Origin of the sequence: Pseudomonas fragi (assembly GCF_900105835.1) — a bacterium.
GTDB lineage: Bacteria > Pseudomonadota > Gammaproteobacteria > Pseudomonadales > Pseudomonadaceae > Aquipseudomonas > Aquipseudomonas fragi.
In genome coordinates, this window is the sequence record NZ_LT629783.1 from 459,465 (window position 1) to 485,653 (window position 26,189).

The 26,189-nt window shown below is 60.3% G+C and carries 23 protein-coding genes and 1 riboswitch; of the genes, 7 read left to right on the forward strand and 16 right to left on the reverse strand.

What is annotated here, in order from left to right; all coding sequences use genetic code 11:
• The first annotated feature begins 214 nt into the window (after nt 1-214).
• Nucleotides 215-1,399, forward strand: a complete 1,185-nt coding sequence (locus BLU25_RS02050) for a sugar transporter (protein WP_016780702.1) — start codon at nt 215-217, stop codon at nt 1,397-1,399.
• 45 nt (nt 1,400-1,444) lie between these two features.
• On the opposite strand, the gene mntP is transcribed toward BLU25_RS02050, so the two are convergent.
• Both mntP and BLU25_RS02065 read right to left on the reverse strand, forming a co-directional pair.
• The gene (gene mntP / locus BLU25_RS02055; protein WP_083369494.1) at nt 1,445-2,014 is read right to left on the reverse strand and encodes a manganese efflux pump MntP; all 570 of its coding nucleotides are present in this window, start codon (nt 2,012-2,014) and stop codon (nt 1,445-1,447) included.
• A 6-nt stretch (nt 2,015-2,020) separates the two neighbouring features.
• Nucleotides 2,021-2,194: riboswitch (yybP-ykoY riboswitch) on the reverse strand.
• A 794-nt stretch (nt 2,195-2,988) separates the two neighbouring features.
• Entirely contained in the window at nt 2,989-3,522 is a 534-nt protein-coding gene (locus BLU25_RS02065; protein ID WP_016780704.1) for a hypothetical protein, read from the reverse strand.
• Between the two features lie 169 nt (nt 3,523-3,691).
• On the opposite strand from BLU25_RS02065, the gene BLU25_RS02070 reads away from it, so the two are divergent.
• The 4 genes from BLU25_RS02070 to BLU25_RS02085 are packed head-to-tail and all read left to right on the forward strand — an operon-like array spanning nt 3,692 to nt 7,384.
• Entirely contained in the window at nt 3,692-4,588 is an 897-nt protein-coding gene (locus tag BLU25_RS02070) for a TauD/TfdA dioxygenase family protein (protein WP_016780705.1), read from the forward strand.
• A 25-nt stretch (nt 4,589-4,613) separates the two neighbouring features.
• Nucleotides 4,614-5,633, forward strand: coding sequence for an ABC transporter substrate-binding protein (locus BLU25_RS02075; RefSeq protein ID WP_016780706.1), 1,020 nt, complete (start codon nt 4,614-4,616; stop codon nt 5,631-5,633).
• Nucleotides 5,634-5,638: 5 nt separating this feature from the next.
• Nucleotides 5,639-6,499, forward strand: a complete 861-nt coding sequence (locus tag BLU25_RS02080) for an ABC transporter ATP-binding protein (RefSeq protein ID WP_016780707.1) — start codon at nt 5,639-5,641, stop codon at nt 6,497-6,499.
• An 18-nt stretch (nt 6,500-6,517) separates the two neighbouring features.
• On the forward strand, nt 6,518-7,384 hold the full coding sequence (locus tag BLU25_RS02085; RefSeq protein ID WP_029611387.1) for an ABC transporter permease: 867 nt from the start codon (nt 6,518-6,520) through the stop codon (nt 7,382-7,384).
• Between the two features lie 292 nt (nt 7,385-7,676).
• Here BLU25_RS02085 and BLU25_RS02090 read toward each other — a convergent pair whose 3' ends face one another.
• The 9 genes from BLU25_RS02090 to BLU25_RS02130 form a co-directional block, all read right to left on the reverse strand.
• On the reverse strand, nt 7,677-8,297 hold the full coding sequence (locus tag BLU25_RS02090; protein ID WP_016780709.1) for a TetR/AcrR family transcriptional regulator: 621 nt from the start codon (nt 8,295-8,297) through the stop codon (nt 7,677-7,679).
• Between the two features lie 50 nt (nt 8,298-8,347).
• Nucleotides 8,348-9,436: an endonuclease/exonuclease/phosphatase family protein gene (locus tag BLU25_RS02095; protein WP_016780710.1), complete on the reverse strand. Its 1,089-nt coding sequence runs from the start codon at nt 9,434-9,436 to the stop codon at nt 8,348-8,350.
• A gap of 76 nt (nt 9,437-9,512) precedes the next feature.
• Nucleotides 9,513-10,772, reverse strand: coding sequence for a NupC/NupG family nucleoside CNT transporter (locus BLU25_RS02100; RefSeq protein ID WP_016780711.1), 1,260 nt, complete (start codon nt 10,770-10,772; stop codon nt 9,513-9,515).
• A gap of 41 nt (nt 10,773-10,813) precedes the next feature.
• Nucleotides 10,814-11,230, reverse strand: a complete 417-nt coding sequence (locus tag BLU25_RS02105) for a cytidine deaminase (RefSeq protein ID WP_016780712.1) — start codon at nt 11,228-11,230, stop codon at nt 10,814-10,816.
• Complete coding sequence (locus tag BLU25_RS02110; protein ID WP_016780713.1) at nt 11,227-12,960, reverse strand: bifunctional metallophosphatase/5'-nucleotidase; 1,734 nt, start codon at nt 12,958-12,960, stop codon at nt 11,227-11,229. The genes BLU25_RS02105 and BLU25_RS02110 overlap by 4 nt, the downstream gene beginning before the upstream one ends.
• A gap of 19 nt (nt 12,961-12,979) precedes the next feature.
• The gene (locus BLU25_RS02115) at nt 12,980-13,627 is read right to left on the reverse strand and encodes a MotA/TolQ/ExbB proton channel family protein (RefSeq protein WP_016780714.1); all 648 of its coding nucleotides are present in this window, start codon (nt 13,625-13,627) and stop codon (nt 12,980-12,982) included.
• Between the two features lie 65 nt (nt 13,628-13,692).
• A complete protein-coding gene (locus BLU25_RS02120) occupies nt 13,693-15,933 on the reverse strand; it encodes a TonB-dependent receptor family protein (RefSeq protein WP_016780715.1) in 2,241 nt (746 codons plus the stop codon).
• A gap of 45 nt (nt 15,934-15,978) precedes the next feature.
• A complete protein-coding gene (locus BLU25_RS02125; protein WP_016780716.1) occupies nt 15,979-16,737 on the reverse strand; it encodes an energy transducer TonB family protein in 759 nt (252 codons plus the stop codon).
• Between the two features lie 3 nt (nt 16,738-16,740).
• Nucleotides 16,741-17,148, reverse strand: coding sequence for an ExbD/TolR family protein (locus BLU25_RS02130; protein WP_016780717.1), 408 nt, complete (start codon nt 17,146-17,148; stop codon nt 16,741-16,743).
• A gap of 478 nt (nt 17,149-17,626) precedes the next feature.
• On the opposite strand from BLU25_RS02130, the gene BLU25_RS02135 reads away from it, so the two are divergent.
• Nucleotides 17,627-18,613 carry a hypothetical protein gene (locus BLU25_RS02135; protein WP_016780718.1) on the forward strand — a complete coding sequence of 329 codons (987 nt, stop codon included), beginning with the start codon at nt 17,627-17,629 and terminating at the stop codon, nt 18,611-18,613.
• Between the two features lie 13 nt (nt 18,614-18,626).
• Here BLU25_RS02135 and BLU25_RS02140 read toward each other — a convergent pair whose 3' ends face one another.
• The 5 genes from BLU25_RS02140 to BLU25_RS02160 all read right to left on the reverse strand — a co-directional run bounded on the left by BLU25_RS02140 (nt 18,627) and on the right by BLU25_RS02160 (nt 24,573).
• Entirely contained in the window at nt 18,627-19,064 is a 438-nt protein-coding gene (locus BLU25_RS02140) for a YqaA family protein (RefSeq protein WP_016780719.1), read from the reverse strand.
• Nucleotides 19,065-19,211: 147 nt separating this feature from the next.
• Complete coding sequence (locus tag BLU25_RS02145; protein WP_016780720.1) at nt 19,212-20,093, reverse strand: alpha/beta hydrolase; 882 nt, start codon at nt 20,091-20,093, stop codon at nt 19,212-19,214.
• Between the two features lie 19 nt (nt 20,094-20,112).
• On the reverse strand, nt 20,113-22,335 hold the full coding sequence (locus BLU25_RS02150; RefSeq protein WP_083369496.1) for a TonB-dependent siderophore receptor: 2,223 nt from the start codon (nt 22,333-22,335) through the stop codon (nt 20,113-20,115).
• 193 nt (nt 22,336-22,528) lie between these two features.
• Nucleotides 22,529-23,875, reverse strand: coding sequence for a HAMP domain-containing sensor histidine kinase (locus tag BLU25_RS02155; protein ID WP_083369497.1), 1,347 nt, complete (start codon nt 23,873-23,875; stop codon nt 22,529-22,531).
• Nucleotides 23,875-24,573 (reverse strand): response regulator transcription factor, encoded by a 699-nt coding sequence (locus BLU25_RS02160; RefSeq protein ID WP_016780724.1) that lies wholly within the window; start codon nt 24,571-24,573, stop codon nt 23,875-23,877. The genes BLU25_RS02155 and BLU25_RS02160 overlap by 1 nt, the downstream gene beginning before the upstream one ends.
• Nucleotides 24,574-24,791: 218 nt before the next feature.
• On the opposite strand from BLU25_RS02160, the gene BLU25_RS02165 reads away from it, so the two are divergent.
• A complete protein-coding gene (locus BLU25_RS02165) occupies nt 24,792-26,003 on the forward strand; it encodes a M24 family metallopeptidase (protein ID WP_016780725.1) in 1,212 nt (403 codons plus the stop codon).
• Nucleotides 26,004-26,189: the final 186 nt, after the last annotated feature.

The following is a 26,189-nucleotide window of genomic DNA, read 5'->3' on the forward strand; positions in this document are numbered from 1 at the left end:
GTCGAACCTTAATAACAGACAACCCGGCAGACTCAGGATGCAAACCTTTGAATCCTGAGATGGGCCTGTTCTAAACAAACCCGTACAGAAAATTGCCTGATGTTCACCACCGGCCTCGCGAGAAGGCTATAAACTACAGACCCATGTGGTTCTGGCTCGAAACCCCCGGTCATGAACCTGTCAGATTACCGATAGCGAGTAGCGCCCCCCTTAAATGACCAACCCCACTTCTACCTCCCAGACCAACTGGCAGCCGGTTATCGCGCTGGCACTGGCCGCGTTTGTGTTCAATACCACCGAGTTCGTGCCTGTGGGGCTGCTCAGCGCCATCGGTGCCAGCTTTGACATGACCACGGCCAATGTCGGGTTGATGCTCACCATTTATGCATGGGTGGTATCGCTGGCTTCCCTGCCGATCATGCTGGTGACGCGCAACGTCGAACGGCGCAAGTTGCTGCTGGTGTTGTTCGGGCTGTTTATCGTCAGCCATGTGTTATCGAGCCTGGCGAACAGCTTTGGCGTCCTGTTGGTTAGCCGTATTGGGGTAGCGTTGTCCCACGCCCTGTTCTGGTCGATTACCGCCTCGCTGGCAGTGCGGCTGGCGCCGGAGGGCAAGCAGGTGCAGGCGCTTGGCCTGCTGGCCACCGGTACTTCGCTGGCGATGGTGATGGGGGTGCCCCTGGGGCGTTTGCTCGGGGAGGCGATGGGCTGGCGTACCACCTTCCTGGTGATTGCCGGTTTGGCGGTGCTGCTGGTGCTATGGCTGGTGCGCACCTTGCCGTTGTTGCCGAGCCAGAATTCGGGCTCGCTCAGAAGCCTGCCGGTGCTGTTCAAACGCCCGGCGCTGGTGGCGGTGTATGTGCTGACTGCGCTGGTCATTACTGCGCAATTCACTGCTTACAGCTATATAGAACCCTTTGTGCAAAACGTGGCGGGCATGAGCGGCAGCACGGTGACCTTGGTCTTGCTGTTGTTCGGCGGTGCAGGGATTATCGGTTCGTTATGCTTCAGCTGGTTTCACAAGTACGGCCCGCTGGCTTTCCTGCTGACGGCGGTAGGCCTGCTTGCGCTGTGCCTGTTGCTGTTGTTGCCGGCCAGTAGCTGGATTGGCACCCTGGGGGCGCTGAGCATTGTCTGGGGGGTTGCGATCATGGCATTCGGGCTGGCGATGCAATCCCGGGTGCTGACACTGGCCCCTGATGCGACCGATGTCGCAATGGCGATGTTTTCCGGTATTTACAATATCGGCATCGGCGGTGGAGCGCTGCTGGGCAGCACGGTGGGCAGCCACCTGGGCTTTGCATGGATCGGTCTGGTGGGGGGGACGCTGGCGGGGCTGGCCCTGGCGTGGTTTGCCTGGACCATGCAGCGGCTCAACCGCAGCGGCTCGACGACTTGAATAAAACGGGGGGGGCTGGCGCAAGGCCGGCCCCCCCCGGCAGTGTCATGCAACGCTCAGATGTTCATACAGGATCGTGGCACCCACGATCATCAGCACCACCCCTCCGACAATTTCTGCGCGCTTGCCGACCAGGCTGCCCAGCGCGCGACCCAGCATGGTGCCGATAATCACCATGGTCATGGTTGCCAGGCCGATGGCGGCTGCGGCGACGAAGATATTGACGTCGACAAAGGCCAGGCCTACGCCGACTGCCAGTGCATCGATGCTGGTCGCGATGGCGGTGACTACGAGAATCCAGAACGAGTGTTGCGAGGGTTTGTCCTCGGGTTCGTCTTCATCGGGTTTTACCCCGTTGTAGATCATGTACAGGCCCAGGCCCAACAGCAGAGTGAAGGCGATCCAGTGGTCCCATTGGGTAACGTAACTGCTGGCTGCCTGGCCGATGGCCCAGCCGATCACGGGGGTGATGGCTTCGATCACACCGAAGATCAGGCCGGTACGCAGGGCTTCGCTGAAACGGGGTTTGTGCAGGCTTGAGCCTTTGCCGATGGCGGCGGCAAAAGCGTCGGTGGACATGGCGAATGCCAGGAGAATCAGGGCAATTGGGTTCAATTGAGTCATCCAGCCGGGCTTGAGACAACGACATAGCACTGCGCGCCCGACTTCAGCACAGGTATGACGTTGGTCTCGCAAATCCAGATGGATGCTGTGGCCACGGCAGGTTGCCGAGAATGTTGACCAGAGCGCCGCCACTTGCATGACGGCCAGCTACTCCCCAAAGAGGGGCCGAGGATAACAGCAAAATGTGCAGGAAGGGTGAAAGGGTAAATTTTGTGTTGGGTTGTTCGTTTGTAAGGTTGCGCAAAAACGCTAGCCGCTGACGCCCACCATGAGGCCCCAAAGGGTGAGCGCACCCCATCGCTGGTGGGAGCTGACTTGCCTGCGACGCAGACAACACGGTCTGGCAGGTACACCGCAGCGATGCCATCGCGAGCAAGCCCGCTCCCACAATGATCCTGCAAGCCGTGAATTCTGCTGGCCATGCATAACCTGTGGGAGCTGGCTTGCCTGCGATGCAAGCGACGCGGTCTGTCAGGTATTGCGCGGCGATGCCATCGCGAGCAAGCCCGCTCCCACAATGATCCTGCAAGCCGTGAATTCTGCTGGCCATGCATGACCTGTGGGAGCTGGCTTGCCTGCGACGCAGGCGATGCGGTCTGTCAGGTATTGCGCGGCGATGCCATCGCGGGCAAGCCCGCTCCCACAATGATCCTGCAAGCCGTGAATTCTGCTGGTCATGCATAATCTGTGGGAGCTGGCTTGCCTGCGATGCAAGCGACGCGGTCTGTCAGGTATTGCGCGGCGATGCCATCGCGAGCAAGCCCGCTCCCACAATGATCCTGCAAGCCGTGAATTCTGCTGGCCATGCATAACCTGTGGGAGCTGGCTTGCCTGCGACGCAGGCAACACGGTCTGGCAGGTACACCGCAGCGATACCATCGCGAGCAAGCCCGGAACCACAAGAGTTTGGCGTTGTAGCCACTCGATTGTAATACCGGATCTCTACCGGGATTACCTGTCACCCTTCATGCCGACGTGCTGACCATCGACCCCGAGCTGCCGCTGCCCTGGGCCGTCAGTGCTTGCAGCAAGGCGGCCGTCGCCGCCTGCAAGGCCGCTGCCGTCGCCGTCACTTGGGCCTGCGCGCCAGCCACTGCCGCGGCCTTGCTGGCCTCGTTCTGGTCACTGGCCTGAATGCTCTGCAGCGCCTGCATCTGCTGCTGAAGTTGCTTTTGCAACTGCGCGATCTGCTTTTTAATTTGCTTGACCGTGTCCGAGCTGTCGTCATCCGTGTCAGCCGGCGGAGCTGCATTGGCGTCTCGCGCTGCCCGCGGCTTGACCTGTTCGGTGGCCGTCGCGCCGGCATCACTTACGGCGGTGCTGTCCGTCGCCTTGCTGGCCGTAGCGGCGGGCGTGCTCTGAATGTTCAGGCTCGATGCCAGGGGATTGATGCTGCCAACCATGTCGATGCGTCCTTTAGACTCGTTGTCATACAGGCCATCGGCAGGTTGCGCTGGCTCTTTAACGGCGCGGCTGAAAAAAGCCGGGCAAGCGCTCATATGCTTATGCAATAAAAGTATTTAAACTTAATTTCTTATATCTATAAAGTCATACCCCTGCGTACAGGTCGACCAATCGACGCGCCGCACGAAATGAACCAGCACGGAGCCTCCGTGAGTTTCTGATCGATCAGCGCGCCATTGGGCGTGCTCTGCGTGGGAGTGATTTATGTCTGCACCGTCTGCCTCTGCGATTGCCCTGAGCATCGCCCCTCAAGCCTTCGACATCCGCCCGTTCAACGGCGCCGTGGGAGCCGAGATCATCGGTCTGGATCTGGCGCTGCCGGTCAGTGACCAGGACTTTGCGCGTATCCATCGCGCTCATCTGGAACATCACGTTCTGGTGTTTCGTGACCAGCGCATTACCCCGCAGCAGCAGATCGACTTCAGCCGTCGCTTCGGCATCTTGCAGATCCATGTGCTCAAGCAGTTTTTGCTGACCGGTCACCCGGAAATTCTTATCGTCTCCAACATCATTGAGAACGGTCAGTCCATCGGCCTGGGCGATGCGGGTAAATTCTGGCACTCGGACCTGTCTTATAAAGAACTGCCAAGCCTGGGCTCGATGCTGCATGCCCAGGAGCTGCCCGCAGAGGGCGGCGATACCCTGTTTGCCGATATGCACAAAGCCTGGGACGGCTTGCCGCAAACCTTGCGCAAGGCGGTTGAAGGGCGCTCGGCCGCGCATTCGTATACGGCGCGCTACAGCGAAACAAAATTCGAAGGCAACTGGCGCCCGACCCTGACCCCGGAGCAACTGGCGCAGGTGAACGAGGTGGTACACCCGGTGGTGCGTACCCACCCGGAAAACGGCCGCAAGGCGCTGTTTGTCAGTGAAGGCTTTACCACTCGCATTGTCGGCCTGCCCGAGGACGAGAGCCGCCAGTTACTGGCCGAGCTTTACGCCCACAGCGTGCTGGAGCAGAACATCTACCGCCATCAGTGGCAGCCCCATGACCTGGTGTTCTGGGACAACCGCTCGCTGATCCATCTCGCCGCCGGATGCCCAGCCCATCTGCGCCGCAAGCTCTATCGCACCACCATCCAGGGCAACGCGCCTTTCTGATTGACTCATTTCAAGGAGCATTGCCATGCCCGCATCGTTCAAAACCGTGGCCGCAAGTCTGGGTCTGAGTATCAGCCTGCTTGCCGGCAGCCTTGTGGCGCCGAATGTCGCCCGGGCCGAAGGTGAAATCCGGATTGCCGAGCAGTTCGGCATTGTTTACCTGTTGCTCAATGTGGTGCGCGATCAGAACCTGATTGAAAAGCACGGCAAGGAGGAGGGCATCGATATCAAGGTCGACTGGACTCAGTTGTCCGGCGGTGCTGCAGTCAATGATGCCTTGTTGTCCGGTTCCATCGATATTGCCGGGGCCGGGGTCGGCCCGCTGCTGACCATCTGGGACCGCACCCACGGCAAGCAGAACGTCAAGGCCGTGGCCTCGCTGGGCAACTTTCCGTACTACCTGCTGAGCAATAATCCGCAGGTCAAGACCATCGCCGACTTCACCGAAAAAGACCGTATCGCGGTACCGGCCGTAGGCGTTTCAGTGCAGTCGCGCTTTCTGCAATACGCGGCTGCCAAACAGTGGGGCGACAAGGACTTCAACCGCCTGGACAAATACACCATCGCCGTCCCGCATCCGGATGCCACCGCTGCGCTGATCGCCGGTGGCACGGAGCTGAGCGGGCATTTTTCCAACCCGCCGTTCCAGGATCAGGCGCTGAAAAACCCCAACGTGCATGTGGTGCTCAACACCTACGACTTGCTCGGCCCCAACTCGCCAACGGTGCTGTTTGCCACCGAGAAATTCCGCAACGACAACCCGAAAACCTACAAGGCTTTTGTCGAGGCCCTGGCTGAAGCCGCCGAGTTTGCCCAGAACGACAAGGGTGCTGCTGCGGACACTTATATCCGGGTGACCAAGGCCAATATCGACCGCGCCGAGCTGCTGAAAATCATCGACAACCCGCAGTACGAGTTCAGCGTGACGCCGAAAAACACCTACCCGCTGGCCGAATTTTTGTACCGCGTGGGGGCAATCAAAAACAAACCTGATTCCTGGAAGGATTACTTCTTCCAGGACGCAAAACCGCTGCAGGGGAGCTGACAATCATGAATGCCTGCGTGCAAGGCCACACGGCCAGCCACTTGAGCGCAACAGGGCCAGCCCTGTTGTCGGTCGACCGGGTCAGTCTCGAGTACCGCACGCCCCAGCGTGTGGTGCGGGCGACTCATCAGGTCAGTTTTGAAATCGATCCGGCCGACCGCTTTATCCTGCTGGGTCCTTCGGGGTGCGGCAAGTCGACATTGCTCAAGGCCGTGGCCGGTTTTCATGCCCCCTGCGAAGGGCAGATCCGTCTGCAAGGCCAGCCTGTGACGGCGCCGGGGCCGGACCGCATGGTGGTGTTCCAGGAGTTCGACCAGCTACCGCCCTGGAAAACCGTCAAGCAAAACGTGATGTTCCCGCTACTGGTGTCGAAAACCCTGCCACGGCGCGAGGCCGAGGAACGGGCCCTGCATTATTTGGACAAGGTCGGCCTGGCCGCGTTTGCCGATGCTTACCCGCATACCTTGTCCGGTGGCATGAAGGCCCGCGTGGCCATTGCCCGGGCCCTGGCCATGCAGCCGAAAATCCTGTTGATGGACGAACCCTTTGCCGCCCTCGATGCCCTGACCCGACGCAAGATGCAGGAAGAACTGCTGCTGCTCTGGGAGGAGGTGCGCTTTACCCTGCTGTTTGTCACTCACTCCATCGAAGAAGCGCTGGTGGTCGGCAACCGTATCCTGCTGCTGTCGCCGCATCCGGGACGGGTGCGGGCCGAGATCAACAGCCATCAATACAACCTGCACAGCCTTGGCGGTGCGCAATTTCAGCATACGGCGCAGCGCATCCATCGCTTGCTGTTCGATGAAGCTGACGCCGGCAGCGGCGAACAACCATTGAACTTCGCCGATATCCGTATCGCTTATTGAGCCGTGGAGGATTGCCCGATGAGCCAATCATCATCTGTACGCCAGGAATATGAAGTGGTCCTGGAGCCTTTGCTGAGCGTACCGCTTGAGCGTGAACTGCCCTTGGGCCAGCGCCTGTGGCAGCAGGGCTGGTTGCGCAAGAGCCTGATCCTGATCGTGCTGGCAGTGCTGTGGGAACTGGTGGCCCGCTACCAAAACAACGACTTGCTGCTGCCAACGTTTTTGCAAACCGCCAGTGCGCTGTATGACGGCCTGATCAGCGGTGAGTTGCTGAACAAGGTGGGTATTTCCCTGGTGGTGTTGCTCAAGGGCTACCTGATCGGCATCGTGCTGGCGTTTGCCCTGACGACGCTGGCGGTTTCCACCCAGTTGGGCCGTGATCTGCTGAGTACCTTGACCTCGATGTTCAACCCGCTGCCGGCCATTGCCCTGTTGCCGCTGGCATTGTTGTGGTTCGGCCTGGGGCAGAACAGCCTGATCTTCGTGCTGGTGCATTCGGTGCTCTGGGCCCTGGCGCTGAACACCTACGCAGGATTTCTCGGGGTGTCGGAGACCCTGCGCATGGCCGGGCGCAATTACGGGTTGAAGGGGATTCGCTTTGTGCTGTTTATCCTTGTTCCGGCGGCGCTGCCCTCGATTCTCGCTGGCCTGAAAATCGGCTGGGCCTTTGCCTGGCGCACGCTGATCGCAGCCGAACTGGTATTTGGTGCCACCAGCGGCAAGGGTGGCCTGGGCTGGTACATCTTCCAGAACCGCAACGAGCTTTACACCGACAAGGTATTTGCCGGTTTGGCGGTGGTCATCCTGATTGGCCTGTTGGTGGAGAACCTGGTGTTCGATACCCTGGAACGGGTCACGGTCAAGCGCTGGGGCATGCAGCGCTGACCACCAAAACAGGACCGTTGCAGTTTGTAGTCGTTGACGAACCGTGCGAGGCTGCGATCGACTGCGGCTATCGAATTCACACCCGGATTACGCTTGCACCTGTAGCAGTTGACGAGTAGTACGAGGCTGCGTCCGGTTTGGTGCGCCACTGCGACGCAGCAGTCGTAAAACCAGACGCTTGCGGTGTGCCAGTTGGACCCGACTCCCTGGCTTCACGGCCGCTACGCAGCCGGACGCAGCCTCGCTCCGCGAGTCAGCTGCTACAAAGAGCCCTTGATCGGCAGCAGAATGTTTACAGGCTCAGCCCCACGCCGCGCAGAATCACGGCGGTAATGGTCTGTGTCGCCTGATAAAACTGCTGGTCGGACAGCGGCTGATGGCCGTTGAGGGCGCAGACCTGATAGTCAAAGTCGGCATAGTGCTGGGTCGAGGCCCAGATCATGTACAACAGCGCCGAGGGCTCGACCGGGTTGATGCGTTTCTCGTCCACCCACTGGCGTATTTTCAGCTCCATGAGTTTGGCGCCCTTGGCCATGTGCTCGTCGAGCATGTCCTGGAACAGCGGCGCACCGCGCATGATTTCGTTGGCCCACAGTTTGGAGCCATAGGGGCGGGTACGTGAATGGTTCATCTTTTCCATGATGTAGCTGGTGAGCACCACCCGCGGGTCGTCGAAATTCTCGAAACACGCGCCTTCCAGCTCCCAGGTATCCAGCAGGTTGACCAATACTTCGCGGTACAGCTCGTCCTTGGTGGAAAAGTAATAATGCAGGTTGGAGCGCGGCAGCTGCGCCTGCTGGGCGATATCGGCCATCTTGGTTCCGGCATAGCCCTGCTCGGCGAACACCTTCTCGGCTGCCAGCAGGATCTTCTCTATGTTCTTGCGGCGGATCTTTACTTTGGGGTTGGTCATCGGGTTCCTGACTTAAGGCGATGAGGTGCGAGGCAGACAGTGAGCATAGATCAATTGCCGTTGCGAAAGATCTCGGCGTACAACGGCCAGTGGTCTGAAACGCCTTCGCCGCGACGGCCGCCATCGAAGCGCGCCGGCGAGCCCCAGCGGTTGACCTGATACGGGCTCTGATGGACCAGGCGAATGCTCTGCGGGTCGACCTGCCAGCCGTTGAAACCGCTGGCGCTGGTCATTTGCGGTGGGAACAGAAGCATGTCGAAGAACGACCACTCGCGTTTGCTGTGGTAGTAGTAACTGCCCTTGCAACCCTCGCAGCCGATCAACTGGGACACCGCCCAGGTGCTGGCCAGGTCTTTGGCGATATAGCCGTGCTGTTGTTCTTCGCCGGCATTGATATTGAAATCGCCGCCGACAATGGGCAGCACATCGGCGGGCAGCTCGCGCTTGAGTTGGGCCAGGTAGGTCACGGCCTGCTGGCGCAGGTAGCCCGGGGCGCCGCCGGAGGGCAGGTGCAGGGAGAAAATCGCCGCCTTCTGACCGTCGGGCAACAACAGCCGTACTTCGAGAATACCCCGGGTTTTACTGACCCGCGCCGGGTCGTCATTGCCCAGCGCCTGGTAGGGCACAGTGTGCAGGCGGGCGCTGTCCCATTGCGCCAGGCGGCTAAGCACGGCGGTATCGATACCGCGTTCATCCTGGCCTTCGATCAGCACGCGGGTCTGGTAGCCGGACTGTTCAAGGCGCGCGTTGAGCTGTTCGATCACCGCGATGTTCTCGACTTCATTGAGCATCAGGATGTCCGGGCCGCGGCCCTGGTCGATCTGCTTGATCACTGCGCTCAGGCGCTTGAGCTTTTCGTCGAGCAAGGCCTGGGTCCAGTCGTTTTCTTCACATTCCTTGCGCCACGCCCGGACTTCGATTTTGGCGCAGCTGGCCAGGTACTCCGGGTGGGCGCGTTTCACGCTCAGGGGCAGGTAGGCAAAGTCTTCTTTTCCGGCATCGTGCTCGGTGTCGAAGAGGTTTTCGACGTTCCAGGTCATCAGCGAGACGCGCGCGGCCTGAGGTTCGGTGTGGTGGGTGCAGGCGCTCAAAAACAGGGCGCCAAGGGCGATCAACAGCGGGTTACGCAAAATAATCATAGGTGCTTATCCGGGATACCGTTTTTTGATGGTGGGAGCCAGCCTGTGCTGTGAGTGGCTCAAGACGGGATTGGGTTCACAGGGAAATAAACACCCCTGCCAACGCAGCACTCATCAGGTTGGACAGGGTCCCGGCGATCACGGCGCGCAGGCCCAGGCGGGCGATATCCTGACGCCGGGAGGGCGCCATGACGCCCAGGCTGCCCAGCAGGATGCCGATCGACGACAGGTTGGCAAAACCGCACAGGGCAAAAGTGACGATCACCTGGGTGGGCCCCGACAGCACCTGGATGCCTTTGGCGGCGGCTTGTACCGGGTCAAGATAGGCCGCGAAATCGACGTAGGCGACGAACTCGTTGAGCACCAGTTTTTCGCCGATAAAACTGCCTGCCACCATCGCTTCACTCCACGGCACACCGAGGACAAAAGCCAGCGGCGCAAACACATGCCCCAGGATCAGTTGCAAGCTCAGGTGGGCAAAGCCGAACCAGTTGCCCACCCAGCCCAGGATGCCGTTAAGCAGGGCAATCAGGGCAATAAAGGCCAGCAGCATTGCGCCCACATTGAGGGCCAGTTGCAGGCCGTTACTGACCCCCAGTGCGGCGGCGTCGATGACATTGGCGGGTTTGTCGTCGGGGTAGATTTCGATATCGCTGAAGCTGTCGCGCGGTACAGCGGTTTGCGGCTCCATCAGCTTGGCCATCAGCAAACCGCCGGGGGCGGCCATAAAGCTGGCGGCAATCAGGTATTTTAGTTCTACCCCGAGGCTGGCGTAGCCGATCAGCACCGAACCTGCGACCGAGGCCATGCCACCGACCATGACTGCAAACAGTTCGGAGCGGGTCATGCCGTCCAGAAACGGGCGCACCACAATGGGCGCTTCGGACTGGCTGACAAATATATTCGCCGTGGCCGACATCGATTCGGTACGGCTGGTGCCCAGTACGCGCTGCAACCCGCCGCCGATCACGCGGATGACCACACTCATGATGCCCAGGTAATAGAGGATGGCGATAAAGCTGCTGAAAAACACAATCAGCGGCAGCACCTTGATCGCAAACACAAAGCCCTGGCTGCCAAACACTTCGCTCATCTGGCTGCCTGCCAATGGCCCAAACACAAAACTGATGCCTTCGTTGCCATAGTCTTGCAGCAGGGCCACCGAATCGCTGATTGCAGCCAGAGTTGCCTGGCCCCACGGCACATAAAGGGCGAAGGCCCCCAGGCCTGCCTGCAATGCGAATGCCCCGGCTACGGTCTGCAACTTGATCGCCCGGCGGTTACTGGACAACAGCACCGCCAGAACAATCAAAACCACCACTCCAATAAAGCTCATTGAGCATATTCCCGTCTGTTGCGCATCAAGGTCGCAGCGGTTCAGAAACCGAAGGCACCGGGCAGCAATTGCTCGACCGTCCAGTCGCGGGCGGCCGTCGCATCGTGGCCGACGCAATACACCGGGCAGCCAGCGCTCATCAGTTCATGCATGACCTGGCGGCAGGCACCGCACGGGGCGATCAGCGCCACTTTGGGGGCATACACCAGCATCGCCTTGAACCTGGCGGGGGCATGGCCCTGGGCAATGGCGCTGAACAGGGCGCTGCGTTCGGCACAGTTGGTCAGGCCATAGGAAACGTTTTCGACATTGCAGCCACGGATGATGTGCTCATCAAGGGTCAGCAATGCCGCACCCACCGGGAAGTCCGAGTGCGGGCACCAGGCCGCGCGTGCGGCGGCGATCGCTTCGGGCAACAGGCGTTCGAACTGCGCCTGTGCTTCAGGGCTGCGGCTCATGGGCCGTTGCTCGCGGTGGTGTCAGCCAGGGCCTGGCCAACTTTTTCAATCCGTTGTTGCGCCCCGCCTGCTCCGGCAGGCTGGCCGGTATGGTCGCGGGCTTGCAGATAATCGACCAGTGCCTGCAGATCGTTGAGGCCGGTATCTACCCGCTGGCTGGCCTGGTTGAGGACGGTGAAGTTGTCGCCACCACCGGCCATAAACGAGTTGACCGTGACCCGGTAGCGCTGCTCGGGCAACACCGGTTTGCCATTGATTTTCAGGCTGTCGGCCAGAATTCGCTGGCCCTGGGGCTTGCTGGCATCCCAGCGATAGGTGAGGGAGGCCGATGGTTGCAAGGGGTAAAAACCGAAACCGTTGTTCTGCCATTGCTGTTCCAGCAGTTGCTTGAGCTGGGCGCCGCTGAGGGTAAGAATGTTAAGGGTGTTGTTGAACGGTTGCACGGAGGCTACCTGGCCATAGGTCAGGTGTTGCTGGCCGGGTTCGAGTATCAGGTCGGTGCGGATCCCACCCAGGTTGGTCAATGCCACGTCTGCGCCCAGGGCACGGGTGGCGTGCAGTTGCGCGTCGGCAATCAGGTCACCCATGGCCGACTCGCCGGCGTCGTTGAGGGTGCGGGTGATTTCGCGGGTGGCAATGCGCGCGACCGGCTTGTTCAGGTGTGCGTTGCTGCGCGCTTCGATATCGGCCTGCAATGCGGCAATTTCCGCCAGCGGCGGGTAGCGCGCGGGGTCGACCACGATGTTTTGTGCCTTGGCATCGAGCAGTTGGTGGTTGACCGGGTCCACGGTGAGGGTGATATGGGTCAGCAGGCGGCCGAACGAGCTGCCCTGGGTGATCAGCTTGTCGCCCAGGCGGCACAGGTAGCCCTGGTGGGTGTGGGCGGTGACCACCACTTTGATTTGCGGGTCCAGACGCCTGGCCACGTCGACGATATCGCCCTTGAGCTGGCTGCAATCCTGCTGGTCGAAGCGTTCGGCGGTTTCACCGCCCTGATGGATCACCGCGACCACGGCATCCACCCCCTGTTTGCGCAGTTCGGGCAGTTGCGCGTTGATCGCCTCGGCCTCGTCAATGGTGTACAGGCCGTCCATGCTCTGCTGGCTGACATAGGCCGGGAGGTCGCGCAACACTGCGCCGACAAAGGCGATTTTGGCGCCGTTGGCCTGCTCGATACGGTAGGCGGGCAACAGTGGTTTGCCGGTTTGCGCGTCGATCAGGTTGGCCGCCATATAGGGGAAGCGCGTGCCGCTGTAGTTGTTGTCAAACTGGCAGGCCTTGTCCGGGCGCGGCGACACGCAGCCGCCATTGATCTGGCGTTGCAACTCCAGTTTGCCCAGATCCAGTTCATGGTTGCCGACCACACTGAACTTGAGCCCCAGTTCGCCGAGGGCTTCGAGCGTCGGTTCATCGGCCCACATCGAAGACATCGGCGGGCTGCCGCCGATCATGTCGCCCGCGCCAATCAACAGCAGTTGCGGGTCCTGTTTGCGCAGTTCGCCAACCACCCCGCTGAGGGCGTTGATGCCCCCGGCCTTGAGTGACACCTTGCCAGTCGGCGCCGTGGCATCGGCATAGGTGAACGGGGTGGCGGCCAGATTGCCGTGAAAGTCGTTGATCGCGGCAATATTTACATCGACCGGTTTGGCCGGCTGCTGGCAGGCACCCAGCACCAGCGCCAGCGGGATGACCAGGCTGGCACTGTGCAAGCGCGAAAGTACATTGGACATGGGGGCTCCTCGAAGTGGGTCAGGCGGTACGCGGCTGGCCGACGTGTACGGCGTCGGGCGCAGTCGTGGCGACGTATTGCGTGCCAATGCCCGCGCGCAGCAGGAGCATCTTGAGGTTATCGTTGATCAGTTCCAGGCGATCCTGCAGGTGGCTGTTGAAGACCATGCCCACCAGTGCGATGGCGATCCCCAGTGCGGTGGCATACAGCGCCGTGCCGATGCCGCGGGACACTTCACCCGGGTCGGACACCCCGGCTTCAGCCAGGGCCTTGAAGGTATCGATAATGCCCATGATGGTGCCGAGCAAACCCAGCAATGGCGCGCCGGCCACCACCGCTTCGAGGATCCACAGGCTGTGCGACAGACGCCCGCGCATCGAGATATAGATAGCCTGGGCAAGGTCTTCCAGCTCCTGATGCGAGTGCAGGTGACGGCGCCCGTCGTAGATCTGCGAGACCAGTTGCAGGGGCAGGCTGTCGCGTTCTGTCAGGGCCTTTGGCAGGTCATCGACACTGCGCACCCGGGCGTTGATTGCCGGGAGCAACTGGCGTGCCTTGCGCAGCGAGTAACTGAAAAAGATGCAGCGTTCGACGACCACAAACGCGGCCAGGGCCGCAGCGCCGTACATGACGTAGAAGGTGATGTCGTGGAGCAGGTTCATGTTCATTCGGGGTGTCCTCTAAATACGTTCATGGCCCGGGCCTGCCGTGCTGGCAGGCCCGGGTGCGGGGGTCAGAAGCTGGCTTCGAAAGAGACCATCGCAGTGCGTTCTTCACCGACGTTGTAGTACGGCGTGGCGGCGCTGACGCCGTTGACCGGTGCGGCGTTGAGCACCACGGTGCGCGCCGATGACAGGTATTCCTTGTCAAACACGTTGAGCATCGAGACGCGAATGGCCGCCGACTTGAGGATCTTCTTGTCCACCGGCAGGCGTACCCCGGCGTTGATATCGAAGGTGGTGCGCCCGGAGATTTCCTGGTCGTTGGTCAGGTCGCCGTAGTAGCTGCCCACATACTTGGCGGCCACGTTGCCGTAGTAGCGCTTGTTGTCGTAACCCAGGCTGGCGTTGAGCATGTTTTTCGGCACGTTGGCCAGTTGCTTGCCGGAGGTGGGCAGTTCCTTGTTGCGCGTGGTCACGTCGTCCTGCTGCTCGGCGCTGGTGTAGGTATAGGAGGTGTAATAGTTGAAGTTGTAGGGCAGCAGGCCGCTCCACTCCAGCTCCAGGCCCTTGTTGACCACGCTGCCGACGTTGAGCATTTCGTAGTCACCGTCGGCATTGGTGGTCGACAGCTGGCGATCCTTGTACGAGATATGGAACAGGGTGGCGCTCAGCAGCATGTCGTCCTGGGTGAAACGCCAGCCCAGTTCCTGGTTCCAGCTCAGCTCCGGCGCCAGGCTGATCGAATCGCCGGCGTTGTAGAGCACATAGTTGGGCGGTGTGCGCATATTGCGGGTGACGTTGTAGAACGCCTGGTTCTGCTCGTTGATCTGATAACGCGCGCTGAAGTTGGGCAAAAACTCGTGGTACCTGGCGTCACGTTTTTCGGGAGCGCTGTACAGGCTGCCGAGGTTGTTGCCGTCGCGTTCGACGTACTGGTAGGCAATGCCGCCGGTGAGGGTCAGGTCAGGGGTGACCGTCCACACGTCCTGGGCCCAGATTTTCTGTGCCGGGGTGACGGTGTACTGATGGCGGCCCTGGACGGTGGCGCCATTTTTGTCGGTGAGCTGGTTACCGCTGTTGTAATCGCCCCAGATATCATCCGGCGTGCCGTTTTCGGTGATGCTAATAAAAGGCTGGGTCTGGCGCTGGCGGGCGCGTTCGTACCAGTAGCCGACATCGATGCTGTGTGCTTCGTTGAAATCCCACTTCAGTTTGGTGGTCACGCCCGGGCGCCAGCTCTCTGTCCATGAAGGGCGGTAGTAGGTGTCGTAGGCCAGCCCGCTGAGGTCGAAGTTGCCGGCCTTGTCGCTGGTAGAAGACAGCCCGGTCGCCGATTGGCCGCTGAAACTGCCGCCATTGGACCAGAAGTAGTAAGGCGCTATGGTCAGCGCCAGATCGTCACGCAGCTGAAAGCGCTGGGTCAGGGACGCCGAGGCGTTTTCAAACGGGTTGCGGTTGATCTTGTAGTACTGGGTCAGCTTGCCGCTGCTGTTGTAGATCGGGATTTCGGCATAGTCGAGGCCGCGGCCAGACTTCTGGAACTGTGCCTTGCTCAGGGTGTTGTAGTTGTAGTTTTCCTGGGTGCTGTATTTAAAGATGGCATTGGTCGAGTTGCCATTGCCATCTTCGAACAAGGTATTCCATTCAACCCGGTCGGCACGCACGGTGCCTTTGCCGCGCCATTTTTCGCCTTCGGTATGGGAGGCCGAAACAAAGGTTTTAAAACCATTCAGATCGCCGGTGTTAATTCGCGCAAATGATTTGTTCAAACTGTTGGAGCCGACTGACTGTTTGACAAAGACGCCGAAGTCTTTGGTCGGGCGCATGGTCACCAGGCCGATATTGCCGCCGCTGGAACCGATATGCGGGCCGTCGATTTCCGAAGAGCCCTGGGTGACGAATACTTCACCGAGGTTTTCCGGGTCGCCGAGCAAGTTGGCATACACCGCATAGTCGCCGGAATCGTTGATCGGGATACCGTCCGAGGACACACCGACCTGATCGGAGTTCATCCCGCGCATGGTGAAGCTGGTGCCGCTCACGCCCGAGGCGTCGGTGCTGGAGACGTTGATGCCGGGGGTGTACTTGAGTTTGTCGATGGCGTTGGCAGTGGGTGCCATTTCGTCCATCGCCTCTTTGGTTACAGTGGAGCGGCCCTTGGCGCTGTCTTCTTCGACCATCAGGCCATTGCCCAGACTCTGCCCGGTGACATTGACCTTGCCTATATCAACGGTATCTTCCGCCAGCGTAGATAGCGTCCAGCCGCCAACCCCAACGGCCAGTAGCGTTGCGAATAAAGTATTGAGTTTCAAAACAGTTTCCCCTAAGCGTAAGTGTCAGAGCTGAAATGCTTTTAGTTATGGTTCCAAGTTGTATACAAGCGTGGCGCTGAAACGGTATTTGTCCTTGCCCGAGAAACTTTCCTCGGGGAAGGGCACCACTTTGTCGAGGCGTTGCAAGCTGGTTTGTGCGGCGCGATTGAGCAGCATGTTGGTCGCCTTCTTTTCAATGCCCGAGTCGAGCACCTTGCCGCTGCGGTCAACCAGCAACCACACCACCACATTGCCTTGGGGGCGTTGCAGTGACGCTTCGCGACCTCGCGGGTATTGCTTGTATTTCTCCAGCTCCGCCAGCAACCGTGCGATATAGCGGCTCTCCAGGTCTGCCGGGTTGGCGCGTGGGGCCTGGGTTACCGGCTGAGCGGGTGCTACCGGGGCGGCCGGGGCCGGGGAGGGTGCTGGCACCGGCGCGGGAGCTTGCACCACGGCTTGTGTTTTGGCCGGCGGCGCGGCCTTGGCCACTTGCGGTTTGGGCTTGGGCGGCGGTTTTGGCGCTGGTGGCTTGGGTTTGGGTGGTGGCGGCGGTTCGATCACCACAGCCTCGACCACTTCCTCGACGGGCGGCGGCAGCTCGACGACCTCTACGGGCTCGGGTTCAGGCGGCGGTGGCGGTGGCATCAACTCATCCAGGTCGATCAGGGCCACTTCGACGCTGCTGTCGTCGTACTTGGGCGTGATCTTCAGGTCCGTGTTCATTGCACTGTGCACCGCGACGGCCAGCAGGCAAATGGCCGGCAGGCAGGCGATGGCTTTGCGTGATTTGAAAAAAACCGACATGGCCTACAGCTTCCGGGTCGCGATGGAAACGGAAGAAAAACCGCTGCCCTTGAGCACATCCATCACGCTCACCAGGCGTGCCACTTCAACCCCGGCATCGCTATTGAGGATGATCACCATCTTCTCGTCAGGTTTTTCCATGGCCTTGAGTTGTGCCACCAGATCGTTCTGGTTGAGGTCCTGGCCATCCAGTTGCAGGCGGTCTTGCAGGCCCAGGGTGATCACTGCCTTGTTTTGCGGCTTGAGCTGCTGGGCGTGGGCGGCGCCGGGCAACTGAGTCTTGATGCCGAGTGCCGGGATCACGTTGAGACTGATCAACACAAAAAACACCAGCAAAAACATCATGACGTCGATCATCGGAATGATCTCGATATGCAGGCGTTTTTTCTTAGGTTCTTCCCAGCTTCGCATCACATGCACTCCAGTCCACAGAGGGGGTCATAAAAGCTGACCATCCGTTCAGATTTCTCACTTGTGGTTTGCCAGAGCGTAAAGCGTGCAAAACCTGTCTCAAGTGACAGGTTGCAAAGGTAGAGGGGTGCTGTTTCATTTTGATTTCAGATTTTGTGTATTTTTTTGTTTTTTTTAATATCGAAACTAAACTCATATTTGCGGTTAAAAGCGGCGTATTTCACAAATTTTGTAGTCATTTACTTGAAGGGTGATGGCGGCGCAGGGTTGCCTGAATGAACTTTTAATAAGTTGACAGAGCTGTCAATTTATAGATTTAGCATCAGGAATCATTCGCCATAGCGCTGTTTTTCAACGGTTTTGCCTGCGCAGATAGCAAAGTGCTACTAAGCTGTTGTTGTTATGCAAAGGCATTGGCATGATGATGCTCATCTGAAGTGCCGGCTATTGAGATCAAGGGTTTAGCGGAGCGAACACCATGCAGTTATTCAAAAGGTTGTTGAATATTTTGGGGCAGGCTGGCTGCACGCATGAGCGCGCAGGCAAGCCATTGCTGACAGCGCCCGAGTTCGAAAGCCTCAAGCGTGATCTCAATATCATTGAGCAAGCCCGGCGTCACGGGCAACAGGGCTATCCGCCTGTGGAAGCCACCCGGTTGACGGCTGTCGAAGAAAAGATCCGCGTCACGCTTGAATCGGAACGTGACAAGGCCCTGGCCTGGGCCGAGTCATGGATCGCCTTGATCGAAAAGCGCCTCGATACACTGGATATCACCCGTATGGTGAGCAACTGCGTGCATGTTGACCAAGACTTCGAGCGTGCAGCCAACAGCCTGGTGAGTGATTACGCAGTCCGCTTGCAGCGCCTGGAATACAGTGCACGGGAGCGTGAGGCCGAACTGTGTGCGTTCAAGGCACAAAACCACGGTGGTTTTGGCAAACAGCAAAAGCGTCGCAATGAAGCCTTGAGTGTTTATCAGGATGAAATTGCCGATGTGCGCAACGAGTTGCTGGCGCTCAAGGGCGAGTACCTTGAGAAGCTTGAAGCGGATGTATTGGCGTGCAATGAGCAACTGGTCAGTTACCAGTCGGCACTGGACGAAAAACGCAATGTGAAACCGCGTCTGGCCAGTGGTTTGAACAAGGCCGAGATGATTCTGGCCGGGCTTGTGCAGTGTTACCGCGCCGAGAACCAGCTGTATCGCAATGGCCGGCGGGTACCTGCGTATTTCAGTGAAACCATAGCCCTGCAGGCGATCCGGTTACCTGACAGCGATACCGCCGAGGATGAAGTCCGCCTGGTTTCGCAACAGTTGGCACTGACAGGGTTGATTGAACAGCTTGAGCAGATTCGCGGACGTATTCAGGCGTGTTTCTATCAGAAATACAGCCAATTGATGCCGCTGTCCTGGCTGCCAGAGTACCCGCCGGTGATGGAAAACCGCATCGCCGCAGAACCGGTGTGATCCCCGCCGTGGCCTAAGACCAGCCCAGGGTGGCCGCTGTCAGCAGTAGATAGCGGGCGCCTTTGGCCAGGGTCACGATCAGCACGAAACGCCACAGCGGCTCGCGCATGACCCCGGCGATCATGGTCAGCGGGTCGCCGATAATCGGCACCCAGCTCAGCAGCAGTGACCAGCGCCCATAACGCAGATAGAAATGCCGGGCCTTGTCGAGCTTTTGCGCGCTGACCGGGAACCAGCGTTTGTGCCGAAATCGCTCGACTGAACGGCCCAATAGCCAATTCAATACCGAGCCCAGCACATTGCCCAGGGTGGCGACTGCCAGCAGCGTCAGGGCGACGTATTTACCGGACAGCAGCATACCGACCAACACGGCTTCGGATTGCATGGGCAGCAGCGATGCAGCGCCGAATGCGGCGAGGAACAGGCCCAGATAGCTGGTTAATTCAAACACGTAAACTTCCAGGGTAGATGGACACCGCCCCATACTTTGTGGGAACGGGCTTGCTCGCGATACAGGCGCTGCAGTCTGCCAGACCAACCGAGGCGCTGCCATCGCGAGCAAGCCCGCTCCCACAAAAGTTGGCTGGGCCGCCAGCAGCTACAAGTTCTGCAATACCCGCCGCAATGACGCCGACAGGGTTTCGCCGTGGCCCATGCCGTCGAATGTCTGATAGTCAACCGCCAGCCCCGGGATATCACTCAGTTCACCCGCCAACTGGCGGATCAGTCTGTCTGGCTCGTCGTTGCTCGGGCCACGCGGGTTGCCGGGTTCGGCCGTGCCGCGCATCAGCAGCAAATCGGCCTTGTGCCCGTTCATGCGTTGCTTGAAGCCGGCACCGGGGCGGATATCGGTCCACCACAGCGACGGGCTGGCCGCTGCGTAATGGGCAAATTCAGCGGGGCGGGTAAGCAGGGCGTGCAGCACCAGCAGACCGCCGTAGGAGTGACCCCACAACGTCTGCTGCTGCAGGTTGAGCGGCGCCTTGGCCGTCACCGCCGGGCGCAGGCGATCGCGCAGCAGGTCAAGGAACTCGTCCGCGCCACCACTGGGCAACCCGGTCAGCGGGTCGGTTTGCTCCGCAACGCCGGGCCTGTTCGGGGTGTAGTCGTAAGTGCGGGCCGTACGCTCGATGCGCAGCGGTGTGCGGTAACCGATGGCGACCAGCAACGGTGCCCTGCCACGGGCAAGGTCTCGCAACAAGTCGGCATCCAGTGCACCGACGGCGGCATTGCCATCGAGCATCCAGACCACCGGGTAGCCGCTTTTCGGCGGCGCGCCGTTGGGCCGTCCGATCCACAGCTGATAGTGCCGCTGGCCGTCGGCCGAGTCGATCAGCAAGCGGCTGAAGCGGTAGTCCAGGTCGGTGCGTTGCAGCAGGCGGGTGTCCATCGGCTGGTCAGGCGCTGGCCGGGCCTGGGCCGCTTGCCCCGGCAGAGCCAGGGCAAGCAGCAGGGCCAGGGGCAGGGTGAGGTTTCTCATCAGGTGATCTCGTTATGCTTTAAAACGACGCGGTCAGGCTGGTGTAGAGCGTGCGCCCCGGCTCGTTGTACGTCGCCGCACCGGCCCCGGCGATATTGGCCACACCCTGGGCGTTGCCTTCGCGGAACAGGCGCTTGTCGAACAGGTTGTCGATACCCGTGGTCAGGCTCAAGTTGGCGGTAATGGCGTAGGTGCCGCTGATGCCGGCAATGGCATAAGGCGAGAGCTGGTTGTTGGCGGTGCCGGTTACTCGGTCGCCGTGGTAATCGTATTTTTTCGGCGTCTGTTTGCCGTACCAGGCCACGCTCGCTTGCAACGACAGGTCGTCGGTGGCCTGCCAGTCCAGCATGGAGTTGAGGGTATAGCGCGGCGTGACAGACAGGGCGTCACCGGTCTGCTTGTTTTTCGATTGCAGCATGTAGGTGAAGTTGTTGGTCCAGGTCACTTGCGCCGCCAGGGGCAGGGTTAGGGTGCCTTCGAGGCCCTCGACCAGGGCCTTGGGCACGTTTTCCCATTGATAGATCGCTGCATTGGCGTAGCTGCCGGTACCGCCCACGGCATTGCCGATGGGGCTCAGGCCGGACTCGATCTTGTTTTTGTAATCGTTGCGAAAGTAAGTCAGGCCAGCGACGACGCCGTTGTCCTTGTACTCGATGCCCAATTCCTTGTTGACGCTGGTTTCGGCCTTGAGGTCGGCGTTGCCTTGCAGGTAGCAGCTGGTGCTCTGGCCGTAGCAGCCCTGGCCGCGGCTGTAGAGCAGGTAATCGGGGTTGAGCTGGTACAGGTTCGGCGCTTTGTAGGCGCGGGCGATACCGGCCTTGAGGGTGACGGTGTCGGTCAGGGCATGGGACAGGTTGAGCGACGGGCTCCAGTTGTTGCCGACCACGCTGTGATGGTCCAGGCGCAAGCCCGGGGTGAGCATGGTGCCCGGTAGCAGCTCGATATTGTCGGCGGCGAACAGCGAGAAAATCTGTGCTGAGGACGCGGTGCTGCGGTTGCTGCTGCTCAGGCCCGCGACCGTGCCGCCTTCGCTGGTGGACTGGGTGTTGGCGCTGGGGTCGTCGAGTTTTTGCTGGGTCCATTCGCTGCCCAGGGTCAGGGTCTGGTCGTAGCCTGCGTGCAGCGGCAGGTTGATCTCGCCGTGGGCGGTAAGGTCGCGCAACACTGCGGTGTAAAAGTCGCCATTGCTGAAAATCCCTTCGGTGCCGCCTGCCAGGCCCTCGTTGATCCGCGTATTGCGGGTTTTTTCGTATTGCAGGTAGGCCATGCTGTTACCAAAGTCCCATTCACCACGGTGGGTCAGGGCGTAGGTTTCGCGGTAGGTGCGGTTGGTCTCGTGGCCCAGCAGGCTTTTGACGTAGGCGTTGCTGTTGGTATTTTGCGTATCGCCGGTATAGAGGTTGCCCTGGCGGCTGTAGCCGGCTTCGAAGTCGAGGGTCTGCTGCGGGGTCATGCGCCAGCTGAGCAGGCCGTTGACATCCTTGTTGCGCACGCCTTCGCGGCCGGCGGGCAGGGTGCCGACCTGGTTGCCGGTACGGGCCGATTCATGGCCGGCGTTGATATCCCAGTCATCGGGGTCGGTCTTGGCGATATTGCCGTACACGCGATAACTCAGGTTGTCGGTGAGCGGGCCGTTGAGGCCGAAACTCACGCGTTTGCTGGCGCCTTCGTCCTTGTGGCTCGGGAAGTTGGAATAAACCGTGACGTCGCCGTGGGTTTCGGCCCCGGCCTGTTTGGTGATGATATTCACCACGCCCCCTGCCGCACCGTTGCCGTAGAGGGCTGCAGCCGGACCGCGCAGTACTTCGATGCTTTCTACCTGATCGGCCGGCACCCAGTTGGTATCGCCACGGCTGTCGCGTTCGCCGCGCCAGCCGTAGCGTACCGAGTTGCGGCTGTTGACCGGCTTGCCATCGACCAGGATCAGGGTGTTTTCCGGGCCCATGCCGCGAATGTCGATCTGGCGGTTGTTGCCGCGCTGGCCGCTGGTGGAGTTGCCGGTGAGGTTGACGCCGGGCATGGTGCGGATGATTTGCGACAGATCGTTGGCCGGCGGGCGTTTCTTGATGTCTTCGGCGGTGATGACCGACACGCCCGGGGCCTGTTTGGTTTCTTCCAGGGCCGTGGCGACCACGTTGGTGTTTTCCAGCTCCAGAGCGCTGGCGGCATGCACGGAGCTGGCCAGCAAGCAGCAGCTGGACAGAACGAAGGGGGCGATAGGGCGCAGCGCTTGTTGCAACATCGAGTGATCTCCGGGACAGCCTGATACAGGAAGATCACGAATGATAATGACTGCTAATTGAGAGTAAAGCGCATTAACTTTCTAAACACTTCACTGTGGGAGCGGGCTTGCCCGCGATGGGATCGCCGCTGTTTGCCTGTTGAACCGCGCTGGCGGCATCGCGGGCAAGCCCGCTCCCACAGGGTTTTCTGTTTCAGTCAGGGGGGCGCGCAGCTGGCAACAGCATATGCATGCACAACCCTGGCTCGCCATTGCTCGCCCACAGCCGACCCTGTTGCAGTTCGACGGCACGCTGGGCAATCGCCAGGCCCAGGCCGAAGCCTTCGCCTATCGAACCCTTGAGGCGCTGATAGGGCACGAACAGGCTGGCCAGGTCCTGCGGGTCGACGCCGGGGCCTTGGTCGCTCAGGCACAGGTGCCAGGCATCACCTTCACGCCAGCCGCTCAAGGTCACTTTGGCGCCGGGCGGTGAATGGCGAATGGCATTGCGCAGCAGGTTTTCCAGGGCCTGGGCCAGGCTGTCGAGGTGTACCTGCACACAGCAATCAAGGCCCAGCAGGCAGGGCAGGCGTTCACTTGGCCAGCCGCTTTCAAAGCAGGCGTCTTCACACAGGGCTTCCCACACCGACAGCACCAGCACCGGTTCGCTGGCCAGTTGCGGGCGCTCGGTGTCCATCCACGCCAGGTTGAGGGTGTCTTCGAGCAGGCGCTGCATATCGTCGATTTCCCGGTCCAGGCGCTGGCGCATTTGCTCCACGGGCAGATGACTGTCGTGGGCGATGCGCAGGCGCGCCAGCGGGGTGCGCAGTTCGTGGGACAGGGTGCGCAGCAGCAGGCGCTGCTGGTTGAGGCTCTGGCGCAAGCGCCCGGCCATGTGTTCAAAGGCCTGGGCCAGCTCGCCCAGTTCGTCCCGGCGTTCGATCAGCGGCGAGGGTGCTTCGCTATCCAGGTCATCGGCACGCAAGGCGTCGGCGCGGTCACGCAAACGGTTGAGCGGCAGCACCAGATGGCGATAGATCAGCAGCCCCAGCAGGGCGGCCAGCAGGGTTGGCATCACGCCGTGGCTGAGGACGTGGGTCCAGGGGGTCAGGCCGCCGGGCAACAGCCGTTCGGGCAACTGCAGCACCAGTTGGCCCTGCTCCGGCTGCCCTGGAAAGGGGATGCTGACATAGGGCAACTCGTCCTGCAGGCGTCGGCTCATGGGCCAGTTCAGTTGGCGCATAAAGGTCAGCTGGCGATAGTTTTCGGCGTTGAGCGGGGTATTGCTCAGGCTTTGCAGGGTTGGCCCCAGCACGGTTACCCAGGTGCCCTCGCTGGCCGCCAGCTGTTCGGTAAAACGCGCCAGCCCGGGCGTGCCCTGGCTGTGCCAAATGCCCTCAGCCTGCTGTGCATAGTCGGCCAGGTACTGCTGGTCAGCAGCCGAGAGAAAGTAGGTACGGCGTTCGGCCGACACCCCCCAGATCCAGATGATCCACGTCAGCAGCAGGCAGAAGGCGATTTGCAGTAGGGCCAGTTTCCATAACAAGGGATGGCGACGCATCAGGTTTTTTCCATGTCGACCAGGATATAGCCCTGGTCACGCACGGCCTGGATCTGCAGATGCCGGGCGCCAATGGCTGCCAGCTTGCGCCGCACATTGCACACATGCACATCCAGGCCACGGTCCAGCCGGGTGTAGATGCGGTGCAGCACCTGCTGGTAGAGAAATGCCTTGCTCAAGGGCTCGCCGCCATGTGCGTGCAGGGTCATCAGCAGGCGGAATTCGGAGTGGGTCAGGCCTGCACTCTGGCCGTTGTGTAGCACGTCCCGGGCCTGCTCATCGAAGCTCAGCAACGGGTTGGACGGCGACGGCGGCGGGCGCTGCAACATGGCCATGCGCCGCAGCAGGGCATCGCTGCGGGCGTCTAGTTCGGCAAGGCTGAAAGGCTTGGGCAGGTAGTCATCGGCGCCGCGGGTGAACCCGGTGATGCGGTCCTGCTCGTTGCCTAGCGCCGACATCAGCATCACCGGTACGTCCTGCTGCTGGCGCAGGGCTTCAAGCAGGGCCAGCCCGTCCATGCCGGGCAGCATGATGTCGAGCAGCACCAGATCGTAGCGCTCGCCCTGCAAGGCACGCAGCCCCTGAATGCCATCGACACAGCTGGTGACGGCAAAGCCGCGTTGCAGCAGGTGCTGTTCGAGATCGTGGCGCAGCCTGAAGTCGTCTTCGACGAGAAGTAACCGGGGAGAAGTGGTCATGGGGCTCTAATGAGAATATTTCACATTTGCGAATATCCCAGAATGGGCGGTACTGCGCAATTGCTATCAAGCAAAGAGGGGGCCTTCAGGCACAGCGGATCTGATCAACTACAGGTCGGATTCGCACAAAAAACCCCTGCCTGTATCTGTTCGAATGTTCCTCAACGACCCGCCTGCCGGCGGCTTCTGACGCTCGATCAATGACAGGGATACATGCCATGCAAATGCCGAAAACCATCCAGATCAAGAACGGCGAAAAAGTCACTCCTACATTCTCGGCCCAGGAGTACGCCAACCGCCAGGGCAAGTTGCGGGCCTATATGGCGCAGAACAATATCGATGCCGCGGTGTTCACCTCGTACCACAACCTCAACTACTACAGCGATTTCCTGTATTGCTCGTTTGGCCGCAACTACGCACTGGTGGTGACCCAGGACAGCGCCGTGACCATCAGCGCCAATATCGACGGTGGCCAGCCGTGGCGCCGCACAATGGGCACCGACAACATCGTGTACACCGACTGGCAGCGCGACAACTACTTTGTCGCCATCCAGCAGGCGCTGCCCAAGGCGGGGCGCATCGGTATCGAGTTCGACCATATGAACCTGCTCAATCGCGACAAGCTCGCCAGCCGCTACCCCCAGGCCGAATTTGTGGATATTGCCGCGCCTTGCATGCGCATGCGCATGATCAAGTCGGCGGAAGAACATGCGGTCATCCGCCACGGCGCACGGATTGCCGATATCGGTGGCGCGGCCATCGTCGAGGCCTTGAGTGATCAGGTGCCGGAATATGAAGTGGCGCTGCATGCCACCCAGGCGATGGTGCGCGAAATTGCCCGTACCTTCCCGGACTCCGAACTGATGGACACCTGGACCTGGTTCCAGTCGGGGATCAACACCGACGGCGCGCACAACCCGGTCACCAGCCGCAAGGTGAACAAGGGCGATATCCTCAGCCTTAACTGCTTCCCGATGATTGCCGGTTACTACACGGCGCTGGAGCGCACCCTGTTTCTCGACCATTGCTCGGACGAGCACCTGCGGCTATGGGAGGTCAACGTCAAGGTACACGAGGCCGGTTTGAAGCTGATCAAGCCCGGCATCAAGTGCTCGGACATTGCCCTGCAGCTCAATGAAATTTTCATGGAGCACGACCTGCTGCAATACCGCACCTTCGGGTATGGTCACTCCTTTGGCACCCTGAGCCATTACTATGGTCGCGAAGCCGGGCTGGAGCTGCGCGAAGATATCGACACGGTACTGGAGCCGGGCATGGTTGTGTCCATCGAACCGATGATCATGATCCCTGAAGGCCGTCCGGGCGCGGGCGGGTATCGCGAGCACGACATCCTGATCGTCAACGAACAGGGCGGCGAGAACATCACCCATTTCCCGTATGGCCCGCAGCACAACATCATAAAAAAATAGTCATTGCGCGGCATTGTGGGAGCGGGCTCGCTCCCACTCCGAGCTCGATACCAACGTATGCGCACACAGACTGCGCAGCGTTTTCTGACCTGTTTACCCCTGCCAAAAAGAACACAATGAGGGTATCTGTCATGTCCCATGTCCCGACGTTGCTTGGCGTTTTTCCATCACGCATCTCTTTCTCAG